This window comes from Roseateles sp., assembly GCF_039595295.1.
GTDB lineage: Bacteria > Pseudomonadota > Gammaproteobacteria > Burkholderiales > Burkholderiaceae_C > Roseateles.
Genome location: NZ_JBCNLU010000011.1, coordinates 140,035 through 163,897, shown reverse-complemented (window position 1 = coordinate 163,897; position 23,863 = coordinate 140,035). Strand labels below are relative to the sequence as shown.

The following is a 23,863-nucleotide window of genomic DNA, read 5'->3' as shown; positions in this document are numbered from 1 at the left end:
CCCAGGCGAGAAATACACTGGGACGCGGCCATGGCTGCCCCCTGCGAAAGTGAGTCTCGACAACTTCAACTTAGCAGGTGCGGCACCTGGCCGCGTCTCGTTCTTCCCCGCACATCGGCGAAGAACCCAAAAAAAGGGCCACGAGTGATCGTGGCCCTTCTGCATTCCGCTTCGACGGATCCTGATCACCCCACCCACTTCCGCGCATTGCGGAACATCCGCATCCACGGGCTCAACTCGCCCTTGTCGCCGCCCGTCCAGCTCATCTGCACATTGCGGAACACCCGCTCCGGATGCGGCATCAGCGCCGTGAATCGGCCATCCGCCGTCGTCACCGCGGTCAACCCCTGCGGGCTGCCGTTCGGGTTCAGCGGGTACTGCTCCGTCGGTTGGCCGTTGCCATCGACATACCGCATCGCCCGCAACACCTGCGCCGGATCGCCACGCTGCGAGAAGTCCGCGAAGCCCTCGCCGTGCGCGACCGCGATCGGCAAGCGGCTGCCGGCCATCCCGGTGAAGAAGATGCTCGGCGATTCAACGATCTCGACCTGCGCCAGACGCGCCTCGAATTGCTCGCTGCGATTGCGCACGAACTTGGGCCAGTGCTCCGCGCCCGGGATCATCGGCGACAGCGCCGCCAGCATCTGGCAGCCGTTGCACACGCCCAGCGCGAAGCTGTCCGGCCGCGCAAAGAAGGCCTCGAAGGCCGCCTTCAGCACCGGGTTGAACAGAATCGATCGCGCCCAGCCCTCGCCCGCGCCCAGCGTGTCGCCGTAACTGAAACCGCCGCAGGCGATGAAGCCCTTGAAGTCCGTCAGGTCGACCGCGCCGGCCTGCAGGTCGCTCATGTGCACGTCATACGCGTCGAAGCCGGCCTGCGCCATCGCGTAGGACATCTCCACATGCGAGTTGACGCCCTGCTCGCGCAGGATCGCGACCTTCGGGCGCACGCCGCTGGCGATGTACGGAGCCGCGACGTCTTCCTTCACGTCGAAGGACGGCAGCCAATGCAGGCCCGCATCCGGCGTCGACGCCAGCGCGTGCTCCTGATCCGCGCAGGCCGGGTTGTCGCGGTCGCGGGCGATGCGCCACGAGACCTGATCCCATTCCTGCTGCAGCTCGTTCAGCGGCGCGGCGAAGACCTTCTTGGCGTCGCGCCAGACCTCGGCCTGCTTCGTCTCGTTGGTCTTGCCGACCACGTGACTCAGCTTGGACAGACCATGCGCGCGCAGCGTCTGCAGCACCGCGTCGCGGTCGCCCGTGGCGACTTGCAGCAGCGCGCCCAGTTCCTCGTTGAACAGCGCCTTCAGCGTCAGCTCGTCACGGCGGCCGCTGACCTGCGAAGCCCAGTTCTTGGAGTCGCCCATCTCGGCGCGGCTGTCGCTGATGCCGTCACCCTCGGTGACCAGCATGTCCACGTTCAGGCTCACGCCGCGCTGGCCCGCGAAGGCCATTTCCATCGCGGCCGCGAACAGGCCGCCGTCGCTGCGGTCGTGGTACGCCAGCAGCTTGCCCTGGCCGCGCAGCTCGTTCACCGCCGAGACCAGCGCCTTCAGCTGCGCCGGATCGTCCAGGTCCGGCACTTCCGGGCCGAACTGATTCAGCGTCTGCGCCAGGATCGAGCCGCCCATGCGCATGCGGCCCTGACCCAGGTCGACCAGGATCAGCGTGGTGTCGCCCTCCTGCAGCTGCGGCGTCAGCGTGCCCCGCACATCGCTCAGCGACGCGAAGGCCGTGATGATCAGCGACACCGGCGCGGTGACCTGCTTGATCTGGCCTTCGTCCGTCCAGCGGGTGCGCATGGACAGCGAATCCTTGCCGACCGGAATGGAGATGCCCAGCGCCGGGCACAGCTCCATGCCCACCGCCTTGACCGTGTCGTACAGCGCGGCGTCCTCACCGGCCTCGCCGCAGGCGGCCATCCAGTTGGCGGACAGCTTCACCCGCGCCAGCTCGATCGGGGCGGCCAGCAGGTTGGTGATGGCCTCGCCCACCGCCATGCGGCCGGAGGCGGGACCGTCGACCGAGGCCAGCGGGGTGCGCTCGCCCATGCTCATGGCTTCACCGGCGAAGCCCTTGAAGTCGGCCAGCGTGACCGCGCAGTCCGCCACCGGGATCTGCCACGGACCGACCATCTGGTCGCGATGGTTCAGCCCGCCCACGGTGCGGTCGCCGATGCTGATCAGGAAGCGCTTGGAGGCCACCGTCGGGTGACGCAGCACGGTGCGCGCCACGGTCGCCAGCGCCACGCCGTCCAGCGACAGCGCGCCGCCGGAACGCGCCACGCGCGTGACCTCGCGATGCATCTTGGGCGGCTTGCCCAGCAGCACGTCCATCGGCATGTCGATGGCGCGCTCGCCCTGCGGGCCGTCTTCCAGCACCAGCTCGCGATGCTCGGTCGTCACGCCGACGACCGCGAACGGGCAGCGCTCACGCTCGCACATGGCCTTGAAGAGCTCGAGGCTCTCCGGCGCGATGGCCAGGACGTAGCGCTCCTGGCTCTCGTTGCACCAGATTTCCTTGGGGGCCAGGCCGCTCTCCTCCAGCGGGACCCGGCTCAGGTCGAACGTGGCGCCGCGGCCCGCGTCGTTGACCAGCTCGGGGAAGGCGTTGGAGATGCCGCCCGCGCCGACGTCATGCACCGCCAGGATGGGGTTGCGCTCGGCCAGGCCCCAGCAGTGGTTGATGACCTCTTGCGCGCGGCGCTGGATCTCGGGGTTGCCGCGCTGGACCGAGTCGAAGTCCAGGTCGGCCGTGTTGGTGCCCGCCGCCATGGAGCTGGCCGCGCTGCCGCCCATGCCGATGCGCATGCCGGGGCCGCCCAGCTGGATCAGCAGCGAGCCCGCGGGGAACTCGATCTTCTTGGTCAGGTCCGAGCGGATCGCGCCCAGGCCGCCGGCGATCATGATGGGCTTGTGATAGCCGCGGCGGATGCCGTCGACGTCCTGCTCGAAGACGCGGAAGTAGCCGCCCAGATTCGGACGGCCGAACTCGTTGTTGAACGCGGCGCCGCCCAGCGGGCCCTCGGTCATGATCTGCAGCGGGCTGGCGATGTGCGCCGGCTTGCCGACGGGGTTCTGCTCCCAGGGCTCGCTCAGGCCCGGCAGATGCAGGTTGGACACCGAGAAGCCGGTCAGGCCCGCCTTGGGCTTGGAGCCGCGACCGGTCGCGCCCTCGTCGCGGATCTCGCCGCCCGCCCCGGTGGAGGCGCCCGGATGCGGGGAGATCGCCGTCGGGTGGTTGTGCGTCTCGACCTTCATCAGCACGTGCGCGGTCTCGGCACGGGCCTCGTACTTCGGGGCGCGCCGGTCGCCGGCGGGGATCCAGCGCTCGATCGCGTGACCTTCCATCACCGCCGCGTTGTCCGAATAGGCGATCACCGTGTGCTGCGGCGAGAGCTTCTCGGTGTTGCGGATCATGCCGAACAGCGACAGCGGCTGCGCCTCGCCGTCGATGGTGAACTGCGCGTTGAAGATCTTGTGGCGGCAGTGCTCGCTGTTGGCCTGCGCGAACATCATCAGCTCGACGTCGCTGGGGTTGCGGCCCAGCTTGCGGAAGGCGTCGTCCAGATAGACGATCTCGTCCTCCGACATCGCCAGGCCCCAGGCGCCGTTCGCTTCGTCCAGCGCCGCGCGGCCGCGGCCGATCACGTCCACATGGGCCAGCGGCTGGGCCTGCTTGTCGTCGAAGAGATGACGCGCATCCTCGCGCGAGAGCAGCACGCTCTCGGTCATGCGGTCGTGCAGCAGCTCGGCGCAAGCCAGCAGCTCCTCCTGCGTCAGCGGCTTGGCGCCGCCGGTCAGGCCGCCCAGCAGGCCGGTCTTGAGCGTCAGGCGGAACTCGGTGACGCGCTCCACGCGGTGGATGTCCAGGCCGCAGTTGTGGGCGATGTCGGTGGCCTTGGACGCCCAGGGGCTCAACGTGCCCAGTCGCGGGGCGACGACGATCAGCGCGCCCTCGCCCGGGCCCTCATAGCGGTCGCCGTAATCGAGCAGCGATTGGAGCTTGGCGCCTTGCTCCGCGTCGATGGCCGAGTCGGTCCAGACCCAGTGCACGTGACGCGCATGGACCGCGGTGATGCGGTCGGAGACGGCCTGCAGTCGCGCCAGCAGCGCCGCGGCCCGGAATGAAGAGAGCGCATTGCCCCCCTCGAAGTGAATCAGATGCTTGGGGGTTTGGGTGCTGGCCATGGGATCCCGGGGGTTGCGCCGCGCGTCGCCGCGGCGTGAGCCCGCCATTCTAGCCAGCGCCGCCCCTCGCACCGGGTTTACCCGGCGGATCCGGATGGATCAGCGCACCGCGCCGCAGCGCGCCGGGGCCTCTTGCCGCGCCTCCCGGCGCGGACCCCGGCCCGTGTTCATCGCAGGAAACGCCCGCGCGGATCGATGATCGCGATGTCCGCGTAGTTGGTGCCGGTGTGGTCGGACGCGCTGAAACCCAGCTCCATGCCGCCCAGGTCGTACTTGGACATGCCGTTCAAGGCCTTGAGCAGGCCGGCCCGGCTGGTGTCCTTGCCGGCGCGCTTGAGGCCCTCCACCAGCACCTTGGCGGCGGCGTAGCCCTCCATCATCGCGGGCGTGACCTGGCCGCCGGACTCGGCGGGCTTGGCCTTCACCAGGTCGCCGAGCTCGCGCACCATGGGGACGTTGTTGCTGCGCTCGCTGGGGAAGACCTGCGAGACGATCACGCCGGCGGCATTCTGGCCCAGCAGCTGGACGAAGCCGTTGGACGCGTTGTTGGACAGCGTCGCGCCCAGGATGCGCGAGCCCGCCGCGCGCAGCGCATTGATGGTGTCCGAGGTGATCTGCTGCGAGGCGATCAGCAGCACGACCTGCGGGTCCGCGGCGATCAGCTTCTTGACCACGCCGGCCACATCCGGCTTCTCGCGGTCGTAGGTCAGATGGACGATGGGCTTGACCTCGCGGCCGGCGAAGCCGTTCATCGCGCCCGTCACGCCGTCGGCGCCGAAGGTGTCGTTGACCTGCACCAGCGCGATGCGGGTGTTGCCCATCTCCAGGAGCAGCTGCACGGCGCGCTCGGCCTCGCGCTGATACGTCGAGCGGACGTTGAAGATGTAGGGGTTGACCGGCTTGTGCAGCAGCATCGCGCCGGTCGAGGGAGCCACCAGCGGCACCTGCGCCTTCTCCAGCAGCGGCATCACCGCCTGCGTGTGCGGCGTGCCGCGGGTCAGGAACAGCGCCACCGCGCCCTTGTCGATCAGGGTCTGCGCATTGGCCGCGGCGCGCTTGGGCTCGAAGCCGTCGTCCATCGACACCAGATCGATCTTCTGACCGTTGACGCCGCCGCCGGCGTTGACCTTGTCGATGTAGAGCTTGGCGCCCAGCGTCAGCTCCTTGACGCTGGCGGCCACCTGGCCGGTGAAGCCGGCCGTCTGGCCGATCAGGATGTCCGCGCGGGCCGCGCCGCCCAGGCTCATGGCCAGGGTGGCGACGGCGATGGAGGCGCCCAGGCGCCGGCTCCAGGAAGGGGTGTTCATGTGGTCGTGTCCCGCCGGCGCTGTGGACGCCGGCACTGTCTCCTGCCAGCCGGCGGTCGCACGCGACGCCGGCGCCTGGACGCCGACACCCCCTTGTTCAGGGGGGCTCAGCGCCCGGCGCGCATCTTAGCCACGATGTCCTGCACGCGACCCAGCAATCCCGCCGTGTCGATGGTCACAACGTTGCGATTTGCCAGCAGCTGGCGGCCACCCACCCAGACGTCCGTGACATGTTCACGGCCGGCCACGTAGACCAGCTGCGCATCGGCGTGATAGACGGGCTGGCACTCGATCGAGTCCAGCGCGACAGCCACGACGTCGGCCAGCTTGCCCGCTTCCAGCGTGCCCAGATCGCTCGCCCGGCCCATGGCCTTGGCGGCGCGCACCGTGGCCATCTCCAGCGCCGTGCGGGCCGACACCGTCAGCGGATCGCCCGTCACGCCCTTGGCCAGCAGCGCGGCGGCGCGGATCTCGCTGAACATGTCCTGACGGTTGTTGGAGGCCGCGCCGTCCGTGCCCAGGATGGTGTTCACGCCGGCGGCTTCCAGCGCCTTCACCGGCGCCACGCCCGAGGCCAGCTTCAGGTTGGAGCTCGGGTTGTGGACCAGGTGCACGCCCTGCTTGGCGACGAGGTCGATCTCCGCGTCGTTCAGGTGGACCATGTGCACCGCGATCATCTTGGCGTTGAGCAGGCCCAGCTTGTTCAAGCGCGCCAGCGGACGCTCGCCGTACTGCTTGATGCTGCCGTCGATCTCGTCCTGCGTCTCGTGGATGTGGCAGTGCATCTGCAGGTCGTACTTCTCGGCCAGCTCGCGCAGCTGGATGAAGGTCTCGTCGGAGACCGTGTACGGCGCATGCGGCGCGCTGGTCCAGTCCAGCAGCTTTTCGCCCTTGAACTGCTCATAGGCGGCCAGGCCCTTGGCGATGTAGTCCTGCGCGTTGGCCGCATAGCCGGTGGGGAAGTCGATGACGTTGATCGACACGCCGGCGCGGAGGCCGCTGTCCACCGCCGCGCGAGCCATCGCGGTGGGGAAGAAGTACATGTCGTTGAGGTAGGTCACGCCGCCGCGGATCGCCTCGGCGGCCGACAGCAGGGAGCCGGTGTAGGTCCAGTCCTCGCTGACCCATTGGCGCTCCAGCGGCCAGATGTGGTTGTTCAGCCAGTCCATCAGCGCCAGGTCGTCGGCCACGCCGCGCAGCAGCGACATCGCCGAATGCGTGTGGGCGTTGATCAGGCCGGGGATCAGGACGTGATGCGGGAGCTCGACGCGGTCGGCGCTGGCGTAGCGCTGCAGCGCTTCCTCGCGCGGCAGGACGGCGGCGATGCGGTCGCCCTCGATGGCCAGCGCGTGGTGCTCGAGCACCGGGCTGTCCGGGGTCATGGTGATCAGCCAGCGGGGCAACAGCAGCTTCACGGCTTGGGTCGTCATCTCGGGTTCTCCTTGAACGCGCCGCGCGGCGCGTCGTGCATTGTCTTGATTCTTGGCGGGATCAGAAGATCTCGTCGAACAGCGCCAGCACGCGCGGCGCGTCGACCTCGACGCAGACCAGCTGCGCCGGGTGGCCGCTCCAGGCGGTGCCGGTGCCGTGCTCGTTGCGCCAGTCCTGGATGGTCTGGCCGGTGGCGATGCCCTCCCGCACCACCCGCACCGGGCCGCGGCGCAGCGTGAAGGCCTCGGGGACCAGCAGAATCGCGGCGGCACTGGCGTCGTGGGCGTAGATGCCGCCGATGCCGTCGCGCTCGTCGTAGAAGCGCTGGTAATGGCGCGTGGCCTGCCAGAGCAGCTCGCCCGCGCCGTCACCGCGGCCGCGCAGCTTGGCCAGGTCGGCCTCGCGCATGATCGCTTCCTGCGTCACGTCCAGACCGACGATGGTCACCGGCCAGGGCGCGGTGAAGACCCGATCGGCGGCCTCGGGGTCGGCCATGATGTTGGCCTCGGCCACCGGGCTGACGTTGCCGCTGTGACCGCGCAGACCGAAGGCGCCGCCCATCACGATCACGCCCTTGACCTTCGACGCGATCGACGGGTCGCGCTGGAGCGCCAGGGCCAGGTTGGTGAACGGGCCGACGGCGACCAGCGTGATCTCGCCCGGTCGCTCGTTGACCAGGTCGCACAGCAGCTGGTCCGCGGGGCGGGGATCGAGCGGACGCGTCGGCGCCGGCAGTTGCGCGCTCAGGCCGCCGATGCCGTCGTCGCCATGCACGTGGGTGGCATGGTTGCGGCGGCGCTCGTCGCGCAGCGGACCCTCGGCGCCGCGGGCGACGGGGATGTCCTTGCCGAAGAGCGCGGTCAGGCCCTGCGCGTTGCGGGTGGTGATGTCGACCGAGGCGTTGCCGAAGGCCGAGGTCACCGCCAGCAGATCGAAGCGGGGATGGCTCGCCAGCAGCGCGAGCGCGAGCGCGTCGTCGATGCCGGGGTCGGTGTCGAAGATGACGGGGATGCGGGTGCTGTCCATGGGGATACTGCGTCCAGGGTCAGAAGTCGTTGATCGAAGCGCGCCTCCACGACATCGCGGGGGCGCGCACCGGGGTCAGGCCTTGCCTGCGGCGGCCGCTTGCGCGGCTTGAGCGGCTTGCTCGGCCTGGGCCAACAGCGCGTGCAGTTCGGGCAGATCCGGCAGCTCGGAGCGATGCGGCATCGCCTGCTGCACGCCGGAGCGGCTGACCGACAGCGCCGCGGCCGACTGACCCAGCGCGACGGCGCGCGCCGGCACCAGGCCTTCGGCCAGACCGACGGCGAGTCCGCCCACCAGCGTGTCGCCGGCACCGACTGTATCCACCGCCTCGACGCGCGGGGCGACCAGATGCAGCCCTTCGGGATGCGCGTCGCACAGCAGCCAGGCCCCGGCGCCGCCGATCGTGACCAGCACATGACGCGGACCCAGCGCGCGCAGCTGCTTCGCGGTCGCGCGGGCGATGTCGAGCTCGCAGGCGTCGCCGGCCAGCTGGACGTCGCGCGCCAGCTGCAGGGCCTCGGTCTCGTTGACGATCAGCCAGTCGCTGAGCGCGAGCAGCGCGGCGGGCAGCGCCTGCGCGGGCGCGGCATTGAGCACCGTGGTCACGCCGGCCTCGCGGGCGATCTCGAAGGCGCGCTGCACGGCCGGCACCGGCACTTCCAGCTGCGCGACGACGACCTTGGCCTGACGCAGCAGCGCTCCGCCCTGCTCCACGTCGCCCGTGTCCAGATCGGCGTTGCTGCCGGGGACGACGACGATGGCGTTCTCGCCGCCCTCGCTGGCGACCATGATCACGGCCACGCCGGGCCAGGCGCGATCGTCGCGGCGGACCGCGTCGGTGCGCACCCGCTCGGCCTGCAGCGCGTTGATCAGATCCTGGCCGTGCTGGCGCATGCCGATGCGGCCGATGATCGCCACCTCGGCGCCCAGGCGCGAGGCGGCCACCGCCTGGTTGCCGCCCTTGCCGCCGGGCGTGCCGACGAAGGCCTCGCCGATCAGGGTCTCACCCGGTGCGGGCAGGCGCGGGGCGTGCGCCACCAGGTCCATGTTGATGCTGCCCACCACCACGACGGTGGCGGCAGCCGATGCTGAAGTCATGCAGTCTCCGGGGACGACGGCGCCGCGGTGCTCTCGCGCAGCACGACCTGCGGCACGAGTCGCAGGTCCTTGAGCGGCGCCTGGGGATTCTCGATACGCTCGATCAGCGCGCGTCCGGCCTCCCGGCCCAGATCGCGGATCGAGCAGCCCACGCTGGTCAGCGCGGGATAGACATAGCTGCCGAGCTCGATCGCGTCGAAGCCCACGACCGAGAGCTGGCGCGGGACGTTCAGCCCCATTTCCGCCGCGGCGCGCAGCGCGCCCATGCCCATCAGGTCGTTGCAGGTGAAGACGGCGGTCAGCTCGGGCTGTCGCTTGAGCAGGCCCTTGACGGCCTCGTAGCCGCCGGCGGTGCTGAAGTCGCTCTCGGCGAGCCACTCCTCGCGCACCTGGATGCCGCGCTGATTCAGCGCGTTGCGCCAGCCGGCGACGCGCTCGGTGGTGACCTCGAACTCGGCCGGGCCGCTGACGCAGCCGATGCGGCGGTGGCCCAGCTCCAGGAGATGCCGCACCACCTCGAAAGCGCCCAGCTGGTTGTTGACGCTGACGCGGTCGGCGCGCGCGCCGGGGACCAGGCGGTCGACGGTGACGACGGGCACGCTGGCGTGGCGGAAGGTGCCGGCCAGGGCCTCGGTGTCGCCGGCGGAGCTCAGCAGCAGGCCGTCGATGCGCTTCTCCAGCAGCGTGCGCAGGTAGGCCTGCTGGTGCTTGGGCTCGTTGTCCGAGTTGCAGAGGAAGACCGAATAGCCGGCCTGGCGGCACCACTCCTCGACGCCCACGACCAGTTCCGCGAAGAAGGGGTTGCGCACGTTGGGCACCAGCACGCCGACGATCTTGGTCTCGCTGCGACGCAGCGAGCGCGCAACGGCGCTGGGCAGATAACCGATCTCGTCGACGGCGGCGAGCACGCGGGCGCGGGCTTCGGCGCTCACCGGTCGGGTGTTGTTCAGCACGTGCGACACCGTGGTGAAGGACACCCCCGCCAGCGCGGCCACATCCTTGATGGTGCTCATCGGTAGATTCGGTCCTCGTCTCGTGCCAAACTGGCAGATTCAGTCAATTGCAAACGTTTGCAGAGCATACCTGATCGTTGATGCCTCCGATCCGCCGGGCGGTGCTCGCGCATCAAATATTCAGGGGGCATGACGCCCTGCTCCCTCGCATACAAGAAAGCCCCTGCGCCTTGCGGCCAGGGGCTTTGTTGCATCGAGCCGCTCGCGCGGCTCGACACATCAGCGATCAGCGCTGGGCGATCGGCTTGACGTCGCGCGGGGTCGCGCCGACGAACAGCTGACGCGGGCGGCCGATCTTGTACTCGGGGTCGCCGATCATTTCGTTCAGCTGGGCGATCCAGCCGACCGTGCGGGCCAGCGCGAAGATCGCGGTGAACAGCGGGACCGGGATGCCGATGGCGCGCTGCACGATGCCGGAGTAGAAGTCCACGTTCGGGTACAGCTTGCGGGCGACGAAGTATTCGTCTTCCAGCGCGATCTTCTCCAGCTCCATGGCCAGCTTGAACATCGGGTCGTTGTGCAGACCCAGCTCGTTCAGGACTTCATGGCAGGTCTCGCGCATCAGCTTGGCGCGCGGGTCGTAGTTCTTGTAGACACGGTGACCGAAGCCCATCAGCTTGACGCCGCTGTTCTTGTCCTTCACCTGCTTGATGAACTCGCCGATCTTGGCCACGCCGCCGTTGCGCTGGATGTCGCCGAGCATGTTCAGCGCGGCTTCGTTGGCGCCGCCGTGCGCCGGGCCCCACAGGCAGGCCACGCCGGCCGCGATCGCGGCGAACGGGTTCGTGCCCGACGAGCCGCACAGACGCACGGTCGAGGTCGAGGCGTTCTGCTCGTGGTCGGCGTGCAGCGTGAAGATGCGGTCCATCGCGCGGACCAGCACGTCGTTGGGCTTGTACTCCTCGCAGGGCGTGGCGAACATCATGCGCATGAAGTTGCCGGCGTACGAGAGGTCGTTCTTCGGATAGATGTAGGGTTGGCCGATCGTGTACTTGTAGGCCATCGCCACCAGCGTCGGCATCTTCGCGATCAGGCGGATCGCGGCGATCTCGCGGTGCTCGGGATTATTGATGTCGGTGCTGTCGTGATAGAAGGCCGACATCGCGCCGACCAGACCCGTCATCACGGCCATCGGATGCGCGTCGCGACGGAAGCCGCGCAGGAAGAACTGCATCTGCTCGTTGACCATCGTGTGGTTGGTCACGCGGTTGACGAACTCTTCCTTCTGCGACGGGTTGGGCAGCTCCCCGTACAGCAGCAGGTAGCAGGTCTCGAGGTAGTCGCAGTTCACCGCCAGCTGCTCGATCGGGTAGCCGCGGTACAGCAGCTCGCCCTTGTCGCCGTCGATGTAGGTGATGGTCGAGTTGCACGAGGCGGTCGACAGGAAGCCCGGGTCGTAGGTGAACTTGCCCGTCTGGCCATACAGCTTGCGGATGTCGATCACATCCGGACCGATCGTGCCCTTGTACAGCGGGAGATCGATTTGCGGGCTGCCATCGGAGAACGACAGGGTGGCTTTGACGTCAGACGGGGTCATGGGCATTCCTTATGACTTCGGGGGTTTCTTGTTTACTGGGTCCGCAGCAGCGCGAGCACGGCAAGCACGTCGGGCCGATCCAGGTCGTCCGCCGGCTCCTTGCGAGCCAGCATCAGGTCGAGCAGGTCGTTGTCGGACAGATCCATCAACTGCCTCAGCCCTTCCGCGTGGAACTCGGTCAGACGACCTTCATGCCGCTGGAAGAAGCGCTCGATGAAGAGGTCATTCTCCAGCAGACCGCGGCGGCAACGCCACCGCAGCTTGGAGAGATCCCTCTCGGAAACGAGGTTGTCGGGCGAGGCGTGGTTCATGTGCGTACTGCCGGTGCGAATGCTGATGCGATGGCCGATGCGGACCGCGTCCTCAGACGGCGCGACGCACCATCAATTCCTTGATCTTGCCAATCGCCTTCGTCGGGTTCAGCCCCTTCGGGCAGACATCGACGCAGTTCATGATGGTGTGGCAACGGAACAGGCGGTACGGGTCCTCGAGGTTGTCGAGGCGCTCCGAGGTGGCCTGGTCGCGGCTGTCGGCGATGAAGCGGTAAGCCTGCAACAGACCGGCGGGACCGACGAACTTGTCGGGGTTCCACCAGAAGCTGGGGCAGCTCGTCGAGCAGCTCGCGCACAGGATGCACTCGTACAGGCCGTTGAGCTCTTCGCGCTCCTCGGGGGACTGCAGGCGCTCCTTTTCGGGCGGCGCTTCCTCGTTCACCAGGAACGGACGGATCGAGTTGTACTGCTTGAAGAACTGCGTCATGTCCACGATCAGATCGCGGACGACGGGCAGGCCCGGCAGCGGCTTGAGGACGATCACGTCCGGCAGCGAACGCAGGTTGGTCAGGCAGGCCAGACCGTTCTTGCCGTTGATGTTCATCGCGTCGGAGCCGCACACGCCTTCGCGGCAGGAACGGCGGAAGGACAGCGAGGGATCCACCACCTTGAGCTTGAGCAGGGCGTCCAGCAGCATGCGTTCATTGCCGGCGAGCTCCAGCTCGATGGTCTGCATGTACGGCTTGGCGTCCTTGTCCGGGTCGTAGCGGTAGATCTTGAAAGTGCGCTTGATCATTTCTTGATGCTCCTGCGGCCGATCAGAAGGTACGGACCTTCGGGGGGACGCTGTCGACGGTCAGCGGTTGCAGATTGACCGGCTTGTAGGTCAGGCTGTTGGACTTGGAATGCCACAGCGTGTGCTTCATCCATTCCTTGTCGTTGCGGCCCAGCGGGAACTCCGCATCGTCGGCGCTGCGCTCGAAGTCGTTGACGGTGTGGGCGCCGCGGCATTCCTTGCGGGCGGCGGCCGACACGATCGTGGCTTGCGCCGCTTCGATCAGGTTGTCCACTTCCAGGGCCTCGACACGCGCGGTGTTGAAGACCTTGGACTTGTCCTTCAGCGTGATGTTCTTGACCCGCTCGCGGATGGCGGCGACGGCGGTGACGCCCTCGTCCAGCAGCTTGCTGGTGCGGAACACGCCGGCGTGCGACTGCATCGCGGCGCGCAGGTCGTCGGCGACCTTCTGGGCGTATTCACCGCCGGTGTTGGACTCCAGACGGGCCAGGCGCGCCAGCGTCTTGTCGGCTGCGTCCTTGGGCAGCGGCTTGTGCGCGCCGCCCGCGGCCTTGAAGGCCTTGTGCGCTTCGACGATGTGGTTGCCCGCGGCGCGGCCGAAGACCACCAGGTCCAGCAGCGAGTTGGTGCCCAGGCGGTTGGCGCCGTGGACCGAGACGCAGGAGCACTCGCCCACCGCGTACAGGCCGTTGACCACGCTCTTGTGATCGTCGCCCTTGGGGACCACGACCTGGCCGTGGATGTTGGTCGGGATGCCGCCCATCTGGTAATGGATGGTCGGCACGACAGGGATCGGTTCCTTCGTGATGTCGACGTTGGCGAAGTTGTGGCCGATCTCCAGCACCGAGGGCAGGCGCTTGGCGATGGTGTCGCCGCCCAGGTGGGTCATGTCCAGCACGACGTAGTCCTTGTTGGGACCGCAGCCGCGACCTTCCTTGATCTCCTGGTCCATGCAGCGCGAGACGAAGTCGCGCGGCGCCAGATCCTTCAGCGTCGGAGCGTAGCGCTCCATGAAGCGCTCGCCGTTGGCGTTGCGCAGGATCGCGCCCTCGCCGCGGCAGCCTTCGGTCAGCAGCACGCCCGCGCCGGCCACGCCGGTCGGGTGGAACTGCCAGAACTCCATGTCCTGCAGCGGGATGTCCGCGCGCGCCGCCATGCCCAGGCCGTCACCGGTGTTGATGAAGGCGTTGGTCGACGCGGCGAAGATGCGGCCGGCGCCGCCGGTGGCCAGCAGCACGGTCTTCGCTTCCAGGATGTGGACGTCGCCCGTTTCCATTTCCAGCGCGGTCACGCCGACCACGTCGCCGTCGGCGTCGCGGATCAGGTCCAGCGCCATCCACTCGACGAAGAAGTTCGTGCGGGCCTTGACGTTCTGCTGGTACAGCGTGTGCAGCAGCGCGTGGCCGGTGCGGTCGGCCGCGGCGCAAGCGCGCTGGACCGGCTTCTCGCCGTAGTTGGCCGTGTGTCCGCCGAACGGACGCTGATAAATCGTGCCGTCCGGGTTGCGGTCGAAGGGCATGCCGAAGTGCTCGAGCTCGTACACGACCTTGGGCGCTTCACGGCACATGAACTCGATGGCGTCCTGGTCACCCAGCCAGTCCGAGCCCTTGACGGTGTCGTAGAAGTGGTAATGCCAGTTGTCTTCCGACATGTTGCCCAGGCTGGCGCCGATGCCGCCTTGAGCGGCCACGGTGTGCGAGCGGGTCGGGAAGACCTTGGACAGGACGGCGACGTTCAGCCCGGCCAGCGACAGCTGGAGCGAGGCGCGCATGCCGGAGCCGCCGGCTCCCACGATGACGACGTCGAATTTGCGCTTGGGCAGCGAGGTTCCGATATTCATTGCTTACAGCCTCCAGATCACTTGGATCGCCCAACCCGCGCAACCCGTCAACCACACCAGCGTGAACACATGCAGCGCCAGACGCAGGCCCACCGGTTTCACGTAATCCATCCAGATGTCGCGCACGCCGACCCAGGCGTGATAGCCCAGCGAGACGATCAGCGCGAAGGTCAGGAACTTCATCCACTGCTTGCTGAAGATGCCCGCCCACAGGTCGTAGCCGATGGGCTGGCTGGTCAGCAGCACTTGCGCCAGCAGCACGATGGTGAACAGCGCCATGAGCAGCGCGGTGGCGCGTTGCGCCATCCAGTCGCGCAGGCCGTAATGCGCACCGGTGACGATGCGCTTGCTTCCGTAGGTTGTCATTGTTGATTTGCCTCTTGGGTCAATCGTCGGAATTCATCCCCGATCGAGCGGCCTGACGGCCGCGCGATCGCGGCGGAATCAATACAGGCCGAACAGCTTGGCGCCCAGCGCCAGGGTCAGCACGACGCTCAGCACCAGCGTCGCGACCGCGCTGCTCTTGCCGAATTCCTTGCTCACGCTGTGCGTCGCGTCCATGTACAGGTGACGCACGCCGGCGATGAAGTGATGCAGATAGCCCCAGATCAGCGCCAGCGCCACCAGCTTGATGAACCAGCCGGGCAGGAAGCCGATGCCGGACACGAATGCGGCGGTGAAGGTCTCGTACGAGATCTCCGACGTGAGGCTGGTGTCGAACATCCAGATCACGAACGGGAGCAGGAAGAACATCAGCAGGCCGCTGATGCGATGCAGGATCGAGACGATGCCCGCCGGAGGCAAGCGATACGACACGATCTGCGTCACGTGGATGTTGGTGTAGACCGGTCGTTTCTTCTTGGTGGCTTGGGTGGCGTCCGTCATGTCCGACCTTGTAATGGATGTGAAACCCGAAGATTTTATTGCAACGCAACACCCCCGAAGGGTGTCTGGTTCGCCTATCGCGCTCATGGCGTGCCATGAAAACGTCAGCGAGGCCATGCGAAAGAATCAATTCAGGTCGTTGCGATAGAAGTGATGGGAGGTGTTGTAGAGACCGCGGCGCAACTCCACCGGCTTGTCGCCGTAGGTGAAGGAGAGCCGCTCCACGCTCAGCAGCGGACTGCCCAGCGCTACCTGCAGCGGCGCGGCGGATTCTTCGTCCGCCGCGACCGCCCGGATCTTTTCCTGCGCGCGAATCATGTGCACGCCGAATTCGGTTTCGAGCAGACCGTAAAAGGGTCCGCGATGCTCCAGCAGCCGCTCGGTCGTCAGACCCTTGAACAGCGCGCCGGGCAGCCAGATGTCGTCGAGCACCACCGGCCGGCCGTCGCTGTGCAGCAGCCGGCGGATCTCGATCACCGGATCGCCCGCGCGCAGTTGCATCAGTTTGGCGATCCAGGCGGGCGCGCGCTGACGGCGGCAATCCAGCAGCTGGCGGCCGAGCGTCGCGGACGCGTCGCCCTCCGGCGTCAGCCGCAGGAAGCGGTACTGCTGCTGCTGCTCGGCGTGGGTGGCGACGTAGGTCCCCTTCCCTTGCTTGCGCACCAGCAGGTTGTCGGAGGCCAACTCGTCGACAGCCTTGCGGACGGTGCCCTGGCTCACGCCGAAACGCGCGGCCAGCTCCATCTCGCTGGGGATGATCTCGCCCGCCTTCCACTCGCCGGCCTGCAGGCCCTTGAGGATCAACCCCTTGATCTGCCGATACAGCGGGCTGAAGGACGGCGCGGCCTCCGCGCGCGCCAGCTCATTGAGCGGCGTCACGGGATGGACCGGTGCGGCGGGGGGCGACATGGGCCGGCATTCGAGCACAAACGCGGCGTCAGCGTCCATCTTCCAAGCGGGAGTCCGAGGAGATTAGTCTTATATAAGACACAAGAGTGTCAGATTGACGCAATGCGCCCGCCCCAGAGGGGCGGCGATGGCTTTTTAGAGGGACGTCCCGGGCGGCGGTGGGCGAAGAAGACCCTATCGACATGCGTGCCGCGGCCCTGCTGGCCTACACTTGCCGCCGCCAGGCGCGCTGCGCGCCTCCCGCATCAATTCACTCGCACTTCTCGGAGACCTCTGATGAGCAAGAAACCCGTTCGCGTCGCCGTCACCGGCGCCGCCGGCCAGATCGGCTACGCCCTGCTGTTCCGCATCGCGTCCGGCGAAATGCTGGGCAAGGACCAGCCCGTCATCCTGCAGCTGCTGGAGATCCCCGACGAGAAGGCCCAGAACGCGCTCAAGGGCGTGATCATGGAGCTGGAAGACTGCGCCTTCCCGCTGCTGGCCGGCATCGAAGCCCACAGCGATCCGATGACCGCCTTCAAGGACACCGACTACGCGCTGCTGGTCGGCGCGCGTCCGCGCGGCCCGGGCATGGAGCGTTCGGACCTGCTGGCCGCCAACGCCCAGATCTTCACGGTGCAAGGCAAGGCCCTGAACGCCGTCGCCTCGCGCAACGTGCGCGTGCTGGTGGTCGGCAACCCGGCCAACACCAACGCCTACATCGCGATGAAGTCGGCCCCGGATCTGCCGGCCAAGAACTTCACCGCCATGCTGCGCCTGGACCACAACCGCGCCGCTTCGCAGATCGCCGCCAAGACCGGCAAGCCGGTCGCCGGCATCGAGAAGCTGGCCGTGTGGGGCAACCACTCGCCGACGATGTACGCGGACTACCGCTACGCCACCATCGACGGCCAGTCGGTCAAGGACCTGATCAACGACGAAGAGTGGAACCGCAACACCTTCCTGCCGACCGTCGGCAAGCGCGGCGCGGCGATCATCGCCGCTCGCGGCCTGTCGTCGGCCGCCTCGGCCGCCAATGCCGCCATCGACCACATGCGTGACTGGGCCCTGGGCACCAACGGCAAGTGGGTCACGATGGGCATCCCGTCGAACGGCGAGTACGGCATCCCCAAGGAAGTCATGTTCGGCTACCCCGTGACGGTCGAGAACGGCGAGTACAAGATCGTCCAAGGCCTGGAGATCGACGCCTTCTCGCAAGAGTGCATCAACAAGACGCTGAACGAGCTGCTGGAAGAGCAGAACGGCGTCAAGCACCTTCTGTAAACCACCCCTACCGCCTTCGGCGGCCCCTCAAGGGGCAGCTCCGGGGCCTGGCAAAGCCAGATCCCCGTGCTCTGCTTGAGAACGGCCAGGCTTCGCCGGCCAGCCGCCGAGGCAGTATCGTTGGGCCGGTGTTCCGCAAGGACACCGGCCCTTCTTCATTCTCGATCCCGGAACACCGCCGATGAGCACCGCCCTTCATCCCGCCGACGCCCTCTTCGAGGAAGGCCGCGCGCCCACGGTCCTGCCAGTGGTCGACCATTACTGCGGCGTTGAGGCCCGCATGATCAAGAGCCTGGAGCTGCAGGTCGCGATGGGCCCGGTGTTCGACATCACGCTGGATTGCGAGGACGGCGCGCCCGTCGGCGGCGAGGCCGAGCACATGCTGCTGGTGCTGCATCTGCTGAACGGCCCGCTGAACGCGCATGGCCGCGTCGGCGTGCGCGTGCATCCGGTCGCGCATCCGGCCTTCGAGGCCGACGTCGAGGCCGTGATCGCCGCCGGCGGCGAGAAGCTCGCCTACCTGATGATCCCCAAGCCCGAGGGCCTGGCGGATCTGCAACGCGCGATCGACCTCATCGACGCCGCGCTCGCGCGCCATCAGATCCGCAAGCCGCTGCCGCTGCACACGCTCATCGAGACGCACGGCGCGCTGCGCGACGCGACGGCCATCGCCGCCCATCCGCGCATCGAGTCGCTGTCCTTCGGGCTGATGGACTTCGTCTCCGCGCATCGCGGCGCGATTCCGCGCTCGGCGCTGACGGTGGAGGGCCAGTTCACCCATCCGCTGGTGCGCCGCGCCAAGCTGGAGATCGCCGCGGCCGCGCACGCCTTCGGCAAGACCCCTTCGCACTGCGTCGTGACCGAGTTCAAGAGCGAGCGCGCCATCCAGTCCGCCGCCGAGCGCGCCGCCCGCGAGTTCGGCTACACGCGGATGTGGAGCATCCATCCGAATCAGATCCAGCCCATCATCGAGGCGTTCGCGCCCAGCGTCGCGGAGATCGACGAAGCCATCGAGATCCTGCTCGCCGCGCAGGCCGCGCAATGGGCACCCATCCAGCATCGCGACATGCTGCATGACCGCGCGAGCTACCGGCTGTTCTGGCACCTGCTGCAGCGCGCGCACAGCACGGGGCAGGACCTGCCGATGGAAGTCCAGCAGGCCTGGTTCGCGCCGATTCCGTCGCCGCTCTGAACGGTGGGCCAGACGAGGCCTCCTCCAACTTCACGCCGCGTTCACGCCTCTGGCGCCCGCCGCGCGTCGCGGCGCGCACAAGCAGTGATTGCCCTAGGGTCATCCAACCCTTTGACACATTAATTCGCCGCTTCCAGCCCTGCCCGAGCGGTGACAATCGCGCATCGCCGCGCTCCGGCGTCTTTGCTTTTCCGCTTTTTCGAGCACCCGCATGAGCGGGTGTTTTTCCGGGTCCCTCACCTCCATCTCCGAATGCGACTGACCGCCCTCCTCCTGACCGGCGCCGCTGCCGCCGCGCTGACGCTGACCACCGGCATCGCCGCCGCCCAACCCGCCGCCAACGGCACGCCGGCCAAGCCCGCCGCCGCCAAGGCCAAGCCCGCGACGCCGGCCAAGTCGCGCAAGCCGGTCGCCAAGACCCCGCCTCCGCCGCCCCCACTGCCGGAAGCCAACGAAGAGCAGCTCGCCGCCGCCAAGCAGGCTTATCTCGGCAAGTACGAGTGCGAGTTCAAGCAGACCATCGACATCGAGCCCAATCCCAAGCACGCCGGCTACATCGACGTGGCCTACAAGAAGGAAGTGCTGACGATGAAGCCGGTGCTGTCCTCCACCGGCGCGCTGCGCCTGGAAGACATCACCGGTCGCACGCTGATGGTCCAGATCGCCAACAAGTCCATGCTGCTGGATGTGAAGGTCGGCCAGCGCCTGGTCGACGACTGCATCCACCCCGAGCAGCGCGCCGCCATCGAGGCCGCCCGCGCCTCGTCGGCGCCCGCCGGTCCGGGCCTGGGCATCACGCCGAGCGCGAACTGAGCCGCGCCGCTCGCCGGACCGAAAGCCGCCCTCGAGGCGGCTTTTTCATGAGCGCAGGGCCAGTCCGCCACCTCCACGCTGCCGCTGCGCTATCCATACTGGCGCTGTCGGGCTTCCGGGAGACGCGCTGGCTTTCATGAGCTGAAAGTACGTACAATCAATGCATACTTTCCGAGTCATACCCGCGGTGTCGTACCCCACATGACCCGTACATGACCGGTCATGAATCCGCCAAGCCCGTCGCCTCATCTCCCAGGATTGCCAGGAGCCCGCAGCATGGAAGCCACCGTCGCCGAACGAGGTCAGATCACCTTGCCCAAAGCCGTCCGCGACGCGCTGGGCCTGACCAAGGGCACCACGCTCAAGGTCGAGCTGGACGGCGCCCGCATCATCCTGCGCAAGAACGTCGACGACGCCATCTCCCGCGCCCGCGGCCGCTTCAAGCTGCCCGAGGGCACGACCACCGACGACGTCATGCGCGATCTGCGCGGCCGCTCTTCCGACGAGGCCTCGGAGGCCTGATCCGATGATCGCCGTCGACAGCTCCGTCCTCATCGACCTCCTGGGCGACGCGCCCGGCGCGGACGCGGCCGAGGCCGCGCTGCGGCTGGCGCTGTCCAGCGGCCCGGTGGTGCTGTGCGACGTCGTGCTGACCGAGGTCACCGCGGGCCTGGGCCATGGCTCCGAGGTGATGGACGCGCTGGAGGAAATGGGCCTGCGCTTCCTGGCCATCGACCAGCGCGCCGCCATCCGTGCCGGCGAGATGCAACGCAAGTTCAAGCAGCGCCTGGCCGAGAAGGCCGCCGGCAAGACCGCCGCGAGTGGCACGCCCGATGCGGCGTCCAAGGCCATGCCCGACTTCCTGGTCGGCGCCCACGCGATGCTGCAATGCGAGGGCCTGATCACCCGCGACCAGGGATTCTTCCGAGACTATTTCAAGGGCCTGAAGGTCATCGTGCCCAGCGCGACCTGACCCCCGAGACCCGCTTTCCGACCCAAGCAGAGACCACAGAAACTGGAGTTCGCATGCTGCAAGCCTACCGCCAACATGAAGCCGAGCGCGCCGCCCTCGGCATCCCGCCGCTGCCGCTCGACGCGAAGCAAGTTGCCGAGCTGATCGAGCTGATCAAGAACCCGCCCGCCGGCGAAGACGCGTTCCTGCTGGACCTGCTGACGCACCGGGTGCCCCCGGGCGTGGACGACGCCGCCAAGGTCAAGGCCAGCTTCCTGGCCGCCGTCGCGCACGGTGATCTGAAGGTCGGCCTGATCTCCAAGGCCAAGGCCACCGAGCTGCTGGGCACCATGGTCGGCGGCTACAACGTGCATCCGCTGATCGAGCTGCTGGACGACGCCGAAGTCGCCGGCGTCGCGGCCGACGGTCTGAAGAAGACCCTGCTGATGTTCGACTACTTCAACGACGTGGCGAGCAAGGCCAAGGCCGGCAACGCCAAGGCCAAGGAAGTGATGCAGAGCTGGGCCGACGCCGAGTGGTTCACCTCGCGTCCGGAAGTCGAGAAGAAGATCACCATCACCGTCTTCAAGGTCCCCGGCGAAACGAATACTGACGACCTGTCCCCGGCGCCGGACGCCTGGAGCCGCCCGGACATCCCGCTGCATTACCTGGCGATGCTGAAGAACACGCGTCCGGACGCGGCCTTCAAGCCGGAAGAAGACGGCAAGCGCGGCCCGATGCAGTTCATCGAGGACCTGAAGAAGAAGGGCCACATCGTGGCGTACGTCGGCGACGTGGTCGGCACCGGCTCCTCGCGCAAGTCGGCGACCAACTCGGTGATCTGGGCCACCGGCCAGGACATCCCCTTCGTCCCGAACAAGCGCTTCGGCGGCGTGACGCTGGGCGGCAAGATCGCCCCCATCTTCTTCAACACGCAGGAAGACTCGGGCTCGCTGCCCATCGAGGTCGACGTGTCCAAGCTGGAGATGGGCGACGTCATCGACGTGCTGCCTTATGACGGCAAGCTGGTGAAGAACGGCGAGACCGTCGCCGAGTTCAAGCTCAAGAGCGACGTGCTGTTCGACGAAGTCCGCGCCGGCGGCCGGATCAACCTGATCATCGGCCGCTCGCTGACCGCCAAGGCGCGCGAGTTCCTGGGCCTGCCCGCTTCGACGCTGTTCCGCCTGCCGCAAGCCCCGGCCGAGACCAAGGCCGGCTTCACGCTGGCGCAGAAGATGGTCGGCCGCGCGGTTGGCCTGCCGGAAGGCCAGGGCGTGCGCCCGGGCACCTACTGCGAGCCCAAGATGACCACCGTCGGCTCGCAGGACACGACCGGCCCGATGACCCGCGACGAGCTCAAGGATCTGGCTTGCCTGGGCTTCTCCGCCGACCTGGTGATGCAGTCCTTCTGCCACACGGCCGCCTATCCGAAGCCGGTCGACGTCAAGACGCACCGTGAGCTGCCCGCCTTCATCTCCAACCGCGGCGGCGTGGCCCTGCGTCCGGGCGACGGCGTGATCCACAGCTGGCTGAACCGTCTGCTGCTGCCCGACACCGTCGGCACCGGCGGCGACTCGCACACCCGCTTCCCGATCGGTATCTCGTTCCCGGCGGGTTCGGGCCTGGTGGCCTTCGGCGCCGCGACCGGCGTGATGCCGCTGGACATGCCGGAATCGGTGCTGGTCCGCTTCAAGGGCGAGATGCAGCCGGGCGTCACGCTGCGTGACCTGGTCCATGCGATCCCGCTGTACGCGATCAAGGCCGGTTTGCTGACCGTGGCCAAGGCCGGCAAGAAGAACATCTTCTCGGGCCGCATCCTGGAAATCGAAGGTCTGCCCGACCTCAAGGTGGAACAGGCCTTCGAGCTGTCCGACGCCTCGGCCGAGCGCTCCGCCGCCGGTTGCACGATCAAGCTGAATCCGGCGCCGATCAAGGAGTACCTGAGCTCCAACGTCGTCCTGATGAAGAACATGATCGCCGACGGCTATGCCGACGCGAAGACGCTGCAGCGCCGCATCGAGAAGGTCGAAGCCTGGCTGGCCAAGCCGGACCTGCTGGAAGCGGACAAGGACGCCGAGTACGCCGCCGTGATCGAGATCGATCTGGCCGACATCACCGAGCCCATCGTCTGCTGCCCGAACGACCCGGATGACGCCAAGGTGCTGTCCGAAGTCGCCGGCACGAAGATCGACGAAGCCTTCATCGGCTCGTGCATGACCAACATCGGTCACTTCCGCGCGGCGGCCAAGCTGCTGGGCGGCCAGCGCGACATTCCGGTCAAGCTGTGGGTCGCCCCGCCGACCAAGATGGACCAGAGCGAGCTGATCAAGGAAGGCCATTACGCCGCCTTCGGCACCGCCGGCGCGCGCACCGAAATGCCGGGCTGCTCGCTGTGCATGGGCAACCAGGCGCAGGTCCGCGAAGGCGCGACGGTCATCTCGACCTCGACCCGCAACTTCCCCAACCGTCTGGGCAAGAACACGAACGTGTTCCTGGGCTCGGCGGAACTGGCTGCCATCGCCTCGCGCCTGGGCCGGCTGCCGACCAAGGAGGAGTACCTGAAGGAAATGGGCGTGATCGACGCCGACAAGGCCAGCGTTTACCGCTACATGAACTTCGACCAGATCGAGGAATACGCGGACACGGCCAAGACGGTCGCCTGATCGATCGGCCGCTCAGCGGCTGAAGACCGCGGGGGATTTTGAGTCCCCTGCCTCCCAGGGCCCCGAGGCAAACGCCTCCGGGCCCTCTCCTTTGAATCGTAATTTCTTTGTTGACAGAAATTTCTGTCGTTCTACACTTCGCCGCATGGAACTCAGCAACACCGCCCGCCGATTCGTCCTGCACTGGGGCGAGATGGGCAGCGCCTGGGGTGTGAATCGCACTGTGGCGCAGATCCACGCCCTGCTCTACTTCCACGGCCAGCCGCTCAATGCCGAGCAGCTCGCGGAGACGCTCTCGGTGGCGCGCTCCAACGTCAGCACCAGTCTCAAGGAGCTGACCAGCTGGAACCTGATTCGCGTCACCCACGTGCTGGGCGACCGCCGGGATTACTTCGAGACCTCGGTGGACGTGTGGGAGCTGTTCCGCACCATCGTGCGGGAGCGCAAGCATCGCGAGTTCGACCCGACGGTGCGCATGCTGGGCGAGCTGGTGAAGGACGAGCAGTTCGACCAGGAATCCCCGGACGCCCAGGACCGCGTGCGCGAGGCGCTGCGCTTCATGGAAACGCTGGGCGCCTGGTCGGACGAGATGATGCGGCTCTCCCCCAGCACGCTGGAGAAGGTGCTCAAGCTGGGCGCGAGCGTTCAGCGCTTCGTCCGTGGGGACGGGTCCTGA

20 protein-coding genes are annotated in these 23,863 nt (G+C 67.6%); 7 read left to right on the top strand and 13 right to left on the bottom strand.

Annotated features, from left to right (window positions below; genetic code table 11):
• Positions 1 to 185: 185 nt before the first annotated feature.
• The 13 genes from purL to ABDW59_RS11080 all read right to left on the bottom strand — a co-directional run bounded on the left by purL (position 186) and on the right by ABDW59_RS11080 (position 16,304).
• Entirely contained in the window at positions 186 to 4,190 is a 4,005-nt protein-coding gene (purL, locus tag ABDW59_RS11140; RefSeq protein WP_343629828.1) for a phosphoribosylformylglycinamidine synthase, read from the bottom strand.
• 167 nt (positions 4,191 to 4,357) lie between these two features.
• Positions 4,358 to 5,497, bottom strand: coding sequence for an ABC transporter substrate-binding protein (locus ABDW59_RS11135; protein ID WP_343629826.1), 1,140 nt, complete (start codon positions 5,495 to 5,497; stop codon positions 4,358 to 4,360).
• 107 nt (positions 5,498 to 5,604) lie between these two features.
• Complete coding sequence (locus tag ABDW59_RS11130; protein ID WP_343629825.1) at positions 5,605 to 6,927, bottom strand: TRZ/ATZ family hydrolase; 1,323 nt, start codon at positions 6,925 to 6,927, stop codon at positions 5,605 to 5,607.
• 61 nt (positions 6,928 to 6,988) lie between these two features.
• Positions 6,989 to 7,954 carry a nucleoside hydrolase gene (locus ABDW59_RS11125; protein ID WP_343629824.1) on the bottom strand — a complete coding sequence of 322 codons (966 nt, stop codon included), beginning with the start codon at positions 7,952 to 7,954 and terminating at the stop codon, positions 6,989 to 6,991.
• 75 nt (positions 7,955 to 8,029) lie between these two features.
• Entirely contained in the window at positions 8,030 to 9,052 is a 1,023-nt protein-coding gene (locus ABDW59_RS11120; protein WP_343629823.1) for a ribokinase, read from the bottom strand.
• Positions 9,049 to 10,065: a LacI family DNA-binding transcriptional regulator gene (locus ABDW59_RS11115; RefSeq protein ID WP_343629822.1), complete on the bottom strand. Its 1,017-nt coding sequence runs from the start codon at positions 10,063 to 10,065 to the stop codon at positions 9,049 to 9,051. Before ABDW59_RS11115 ends, ABDW59_RS11120 begins: the two co-directional genes overlap by 4 nt.
• A gap of 226 nt (positions 10,066 to 10,291) precedes the next feature.
• Positions 10,292 to 11,602, bottom strand: coding sequence for a citrate synthase (gene gltA / locus ABDW59_RS11110; RefSeq protein WP_343629821.1), 1,311 nt, complete (start codon positions 11,600 to 11,602; stop codon positions 10,292 to 10,294).
• Between the two features lie 32 nt (positions 11,603 to 11,634).
• Entirely contained in the window at positions 11,635 to 11,913 is a 279-nt protein-coding gene (locus ABDW59_RS11105) for a succinate dehydrogenase assembly factor 2 (protein ID WP_343629819.1), read from the bottom strand.
• A gap of 52 nt (positions 11,914 to 11,965) precedes the next feature.
• Positions 11,966 to 12,670 carry a succinate dehydrogenase iron-sulfur subunit gene (locus tag ABDW59_RS11100; protein ID WP_067063965.1) on the bottom strand — a complete coding sequence of 235 codons (705 nt, stop codon included), beginning with the start codon at positions 12,668 to 12,670 and terminating at the stop codon, positions 11,966 to 11,968.
• A gap of 22 nt (positions 12,671 to 12,692) precedes the next feature.
• Positions 12,693 to 14,510, bottom strand: coding sequence for a succinate dehydrogenase flavoprotein subunit (gene sdhA, locus ABDW59_RS11095; RefSeq protein ID WP_343629818.1), 1,818 nt, complete (start codon positions 14,508 to 14,510; stop codon positions 12,693 to 12,695).
• 3 nt (positions 14,511 to 14,513) lie between these two features.
• Positions 14,514 to 14,876: a succinate dehydrogenase, hydrophobic membrane anchor protein gene (sdhD, locus tag ABDW59_RS11090; RefSeq protein WP_343629816.1), complete on the bottom strand. Its 363-nt coding sequence runs from the start codon at positions 14,874 to 14,876 to the stop codon at positions 14,514 to 14,516.
• 78 nt (positions 14,877 to 14,954) lie between these two features.
• Positions 14,955 to 15,395 carry a succinate dehydrogenase, cytochrome b556 subunit gene (gene sdhC, locus ABDW59_RS11085; RefSeq protein WP_343629815.1) on the bottom strand — a complete coding sequence of 147 codons (441 nt, stop codon included), beginning with the start codon at positions 15,393 to 15,395 and terminating at the stop codon, positions 14,955 to 14,957.
• A 126-nt stretch (positions 15,396 to 15,521) separates the two neighbouring features.
• Entirely contained in the window at positions 15,522 to 16,304 is a 783-nt protein-coding gene (locus ABDW59_RS11080) for a GntR family transcriptional regulator (protein ID WP_343629814.1), read from the bottom strand.
• Positions 16,305 to 16,580: 276 nt separating this feature from the next.
• Between ABDW59_RS11080 and ABDW59_RS11075 the strand changes: the two genes are divergently transcribed.
• The 7 genes from ABDW59_RS11075 to ABDW59_RS11045 all read left to right on the top strand — a co-directional run bounded on the left by ABDW59_RS11075 (position 16,581) and on the right by ABDW59_RS11045 (position 23,863).
• Positions 16,581 to 17,567, top strand: coding sequence for a malate dehydrogenase (locus ABDW59_RS11075; protein WP_343629813.1), 987 nt, complete (start codon positions 16,581 to 16,583; stop codon positions 17,565 to 17,567).
• Positions 17,568 to 17,748: 181 nt separating this feature from the next.
• Positions 17,749 to 18,759 carry an aldolase/citrate lyase family protein gene (locus tag ABDW59_RS11070; RefSeq protein ID WP_343629812.1) on the top strand — a complete coding sequence of 337 codons (1,011 nt, stop codon included), beginning with the start codon at positions 17,749 to 17,751 and terminating at the stop codon, positions 18,757 to 18,759.
• 252 nt (positions 18,760 to 19,011) lie between these two features.
• Positions 19,012 to 19,572, top strand: coding sequence for a hypothetical protein (locus ABDW59_RS11065; protein ID WP_343629811.1), 561 nt, complete (start codon positions 19,012 to 19,014; stop codon positions 19,570 to 19,572).
• A gap of 276 nt (positions 19,573 to 19,848) precedes the next feature.
• Entirely contained in the window at positions 19,849 to 20,094 is a 246-nt protein-coding gene (locus tag ABDW59_RS11060) for an AbrB/MazE/SpoVT family DNA-binding domain-containing protein (RefSeq protein ID WP_067063946.1), read from the top strand.
• A 4-nt stretch (positions 20,095 to 20,098) separates the two neighbouring features.
• On the top strand, positions 20,099 to 20,545 hold the full coding sequence (locus ABDW59_RS11055) for a type II toxin-antitoxin system VapC family toxin (RefSeq protein ID WP_343629810.1): 447 nt from the start codon (positions 20,099 to 20,101) through the stop codon (positions 20,543 to 20,545).
• Between the two features lie 53 nt (positions 20,546 to 20,598).
• The gene (acnB, locus tag ABDW59_RS11050) at positions 20,599 to 23,187 is read left to right on the top strand and encodes a bifunctional aconitate hydratase 2/2-methylisocitrate dehydratase (RefSeq protein ID WP_343629809.1); all 2,589 of its coding nucleotides are present in this window, start codon (positions 20,599 to 20,601) and stop codon (positions 23,185 to 23,187) included.
• Between the two features lie 145 nt (positions 23,188 to 23,332).
• Entirely contained in the window at positions 23,333 to 23,863 is a 531-nt protein-coding gene (locus ABDW59_RS11045; RefSeq protein ID WP_343629808.1) for a MarR family transcriptional regulator, read from the top strand.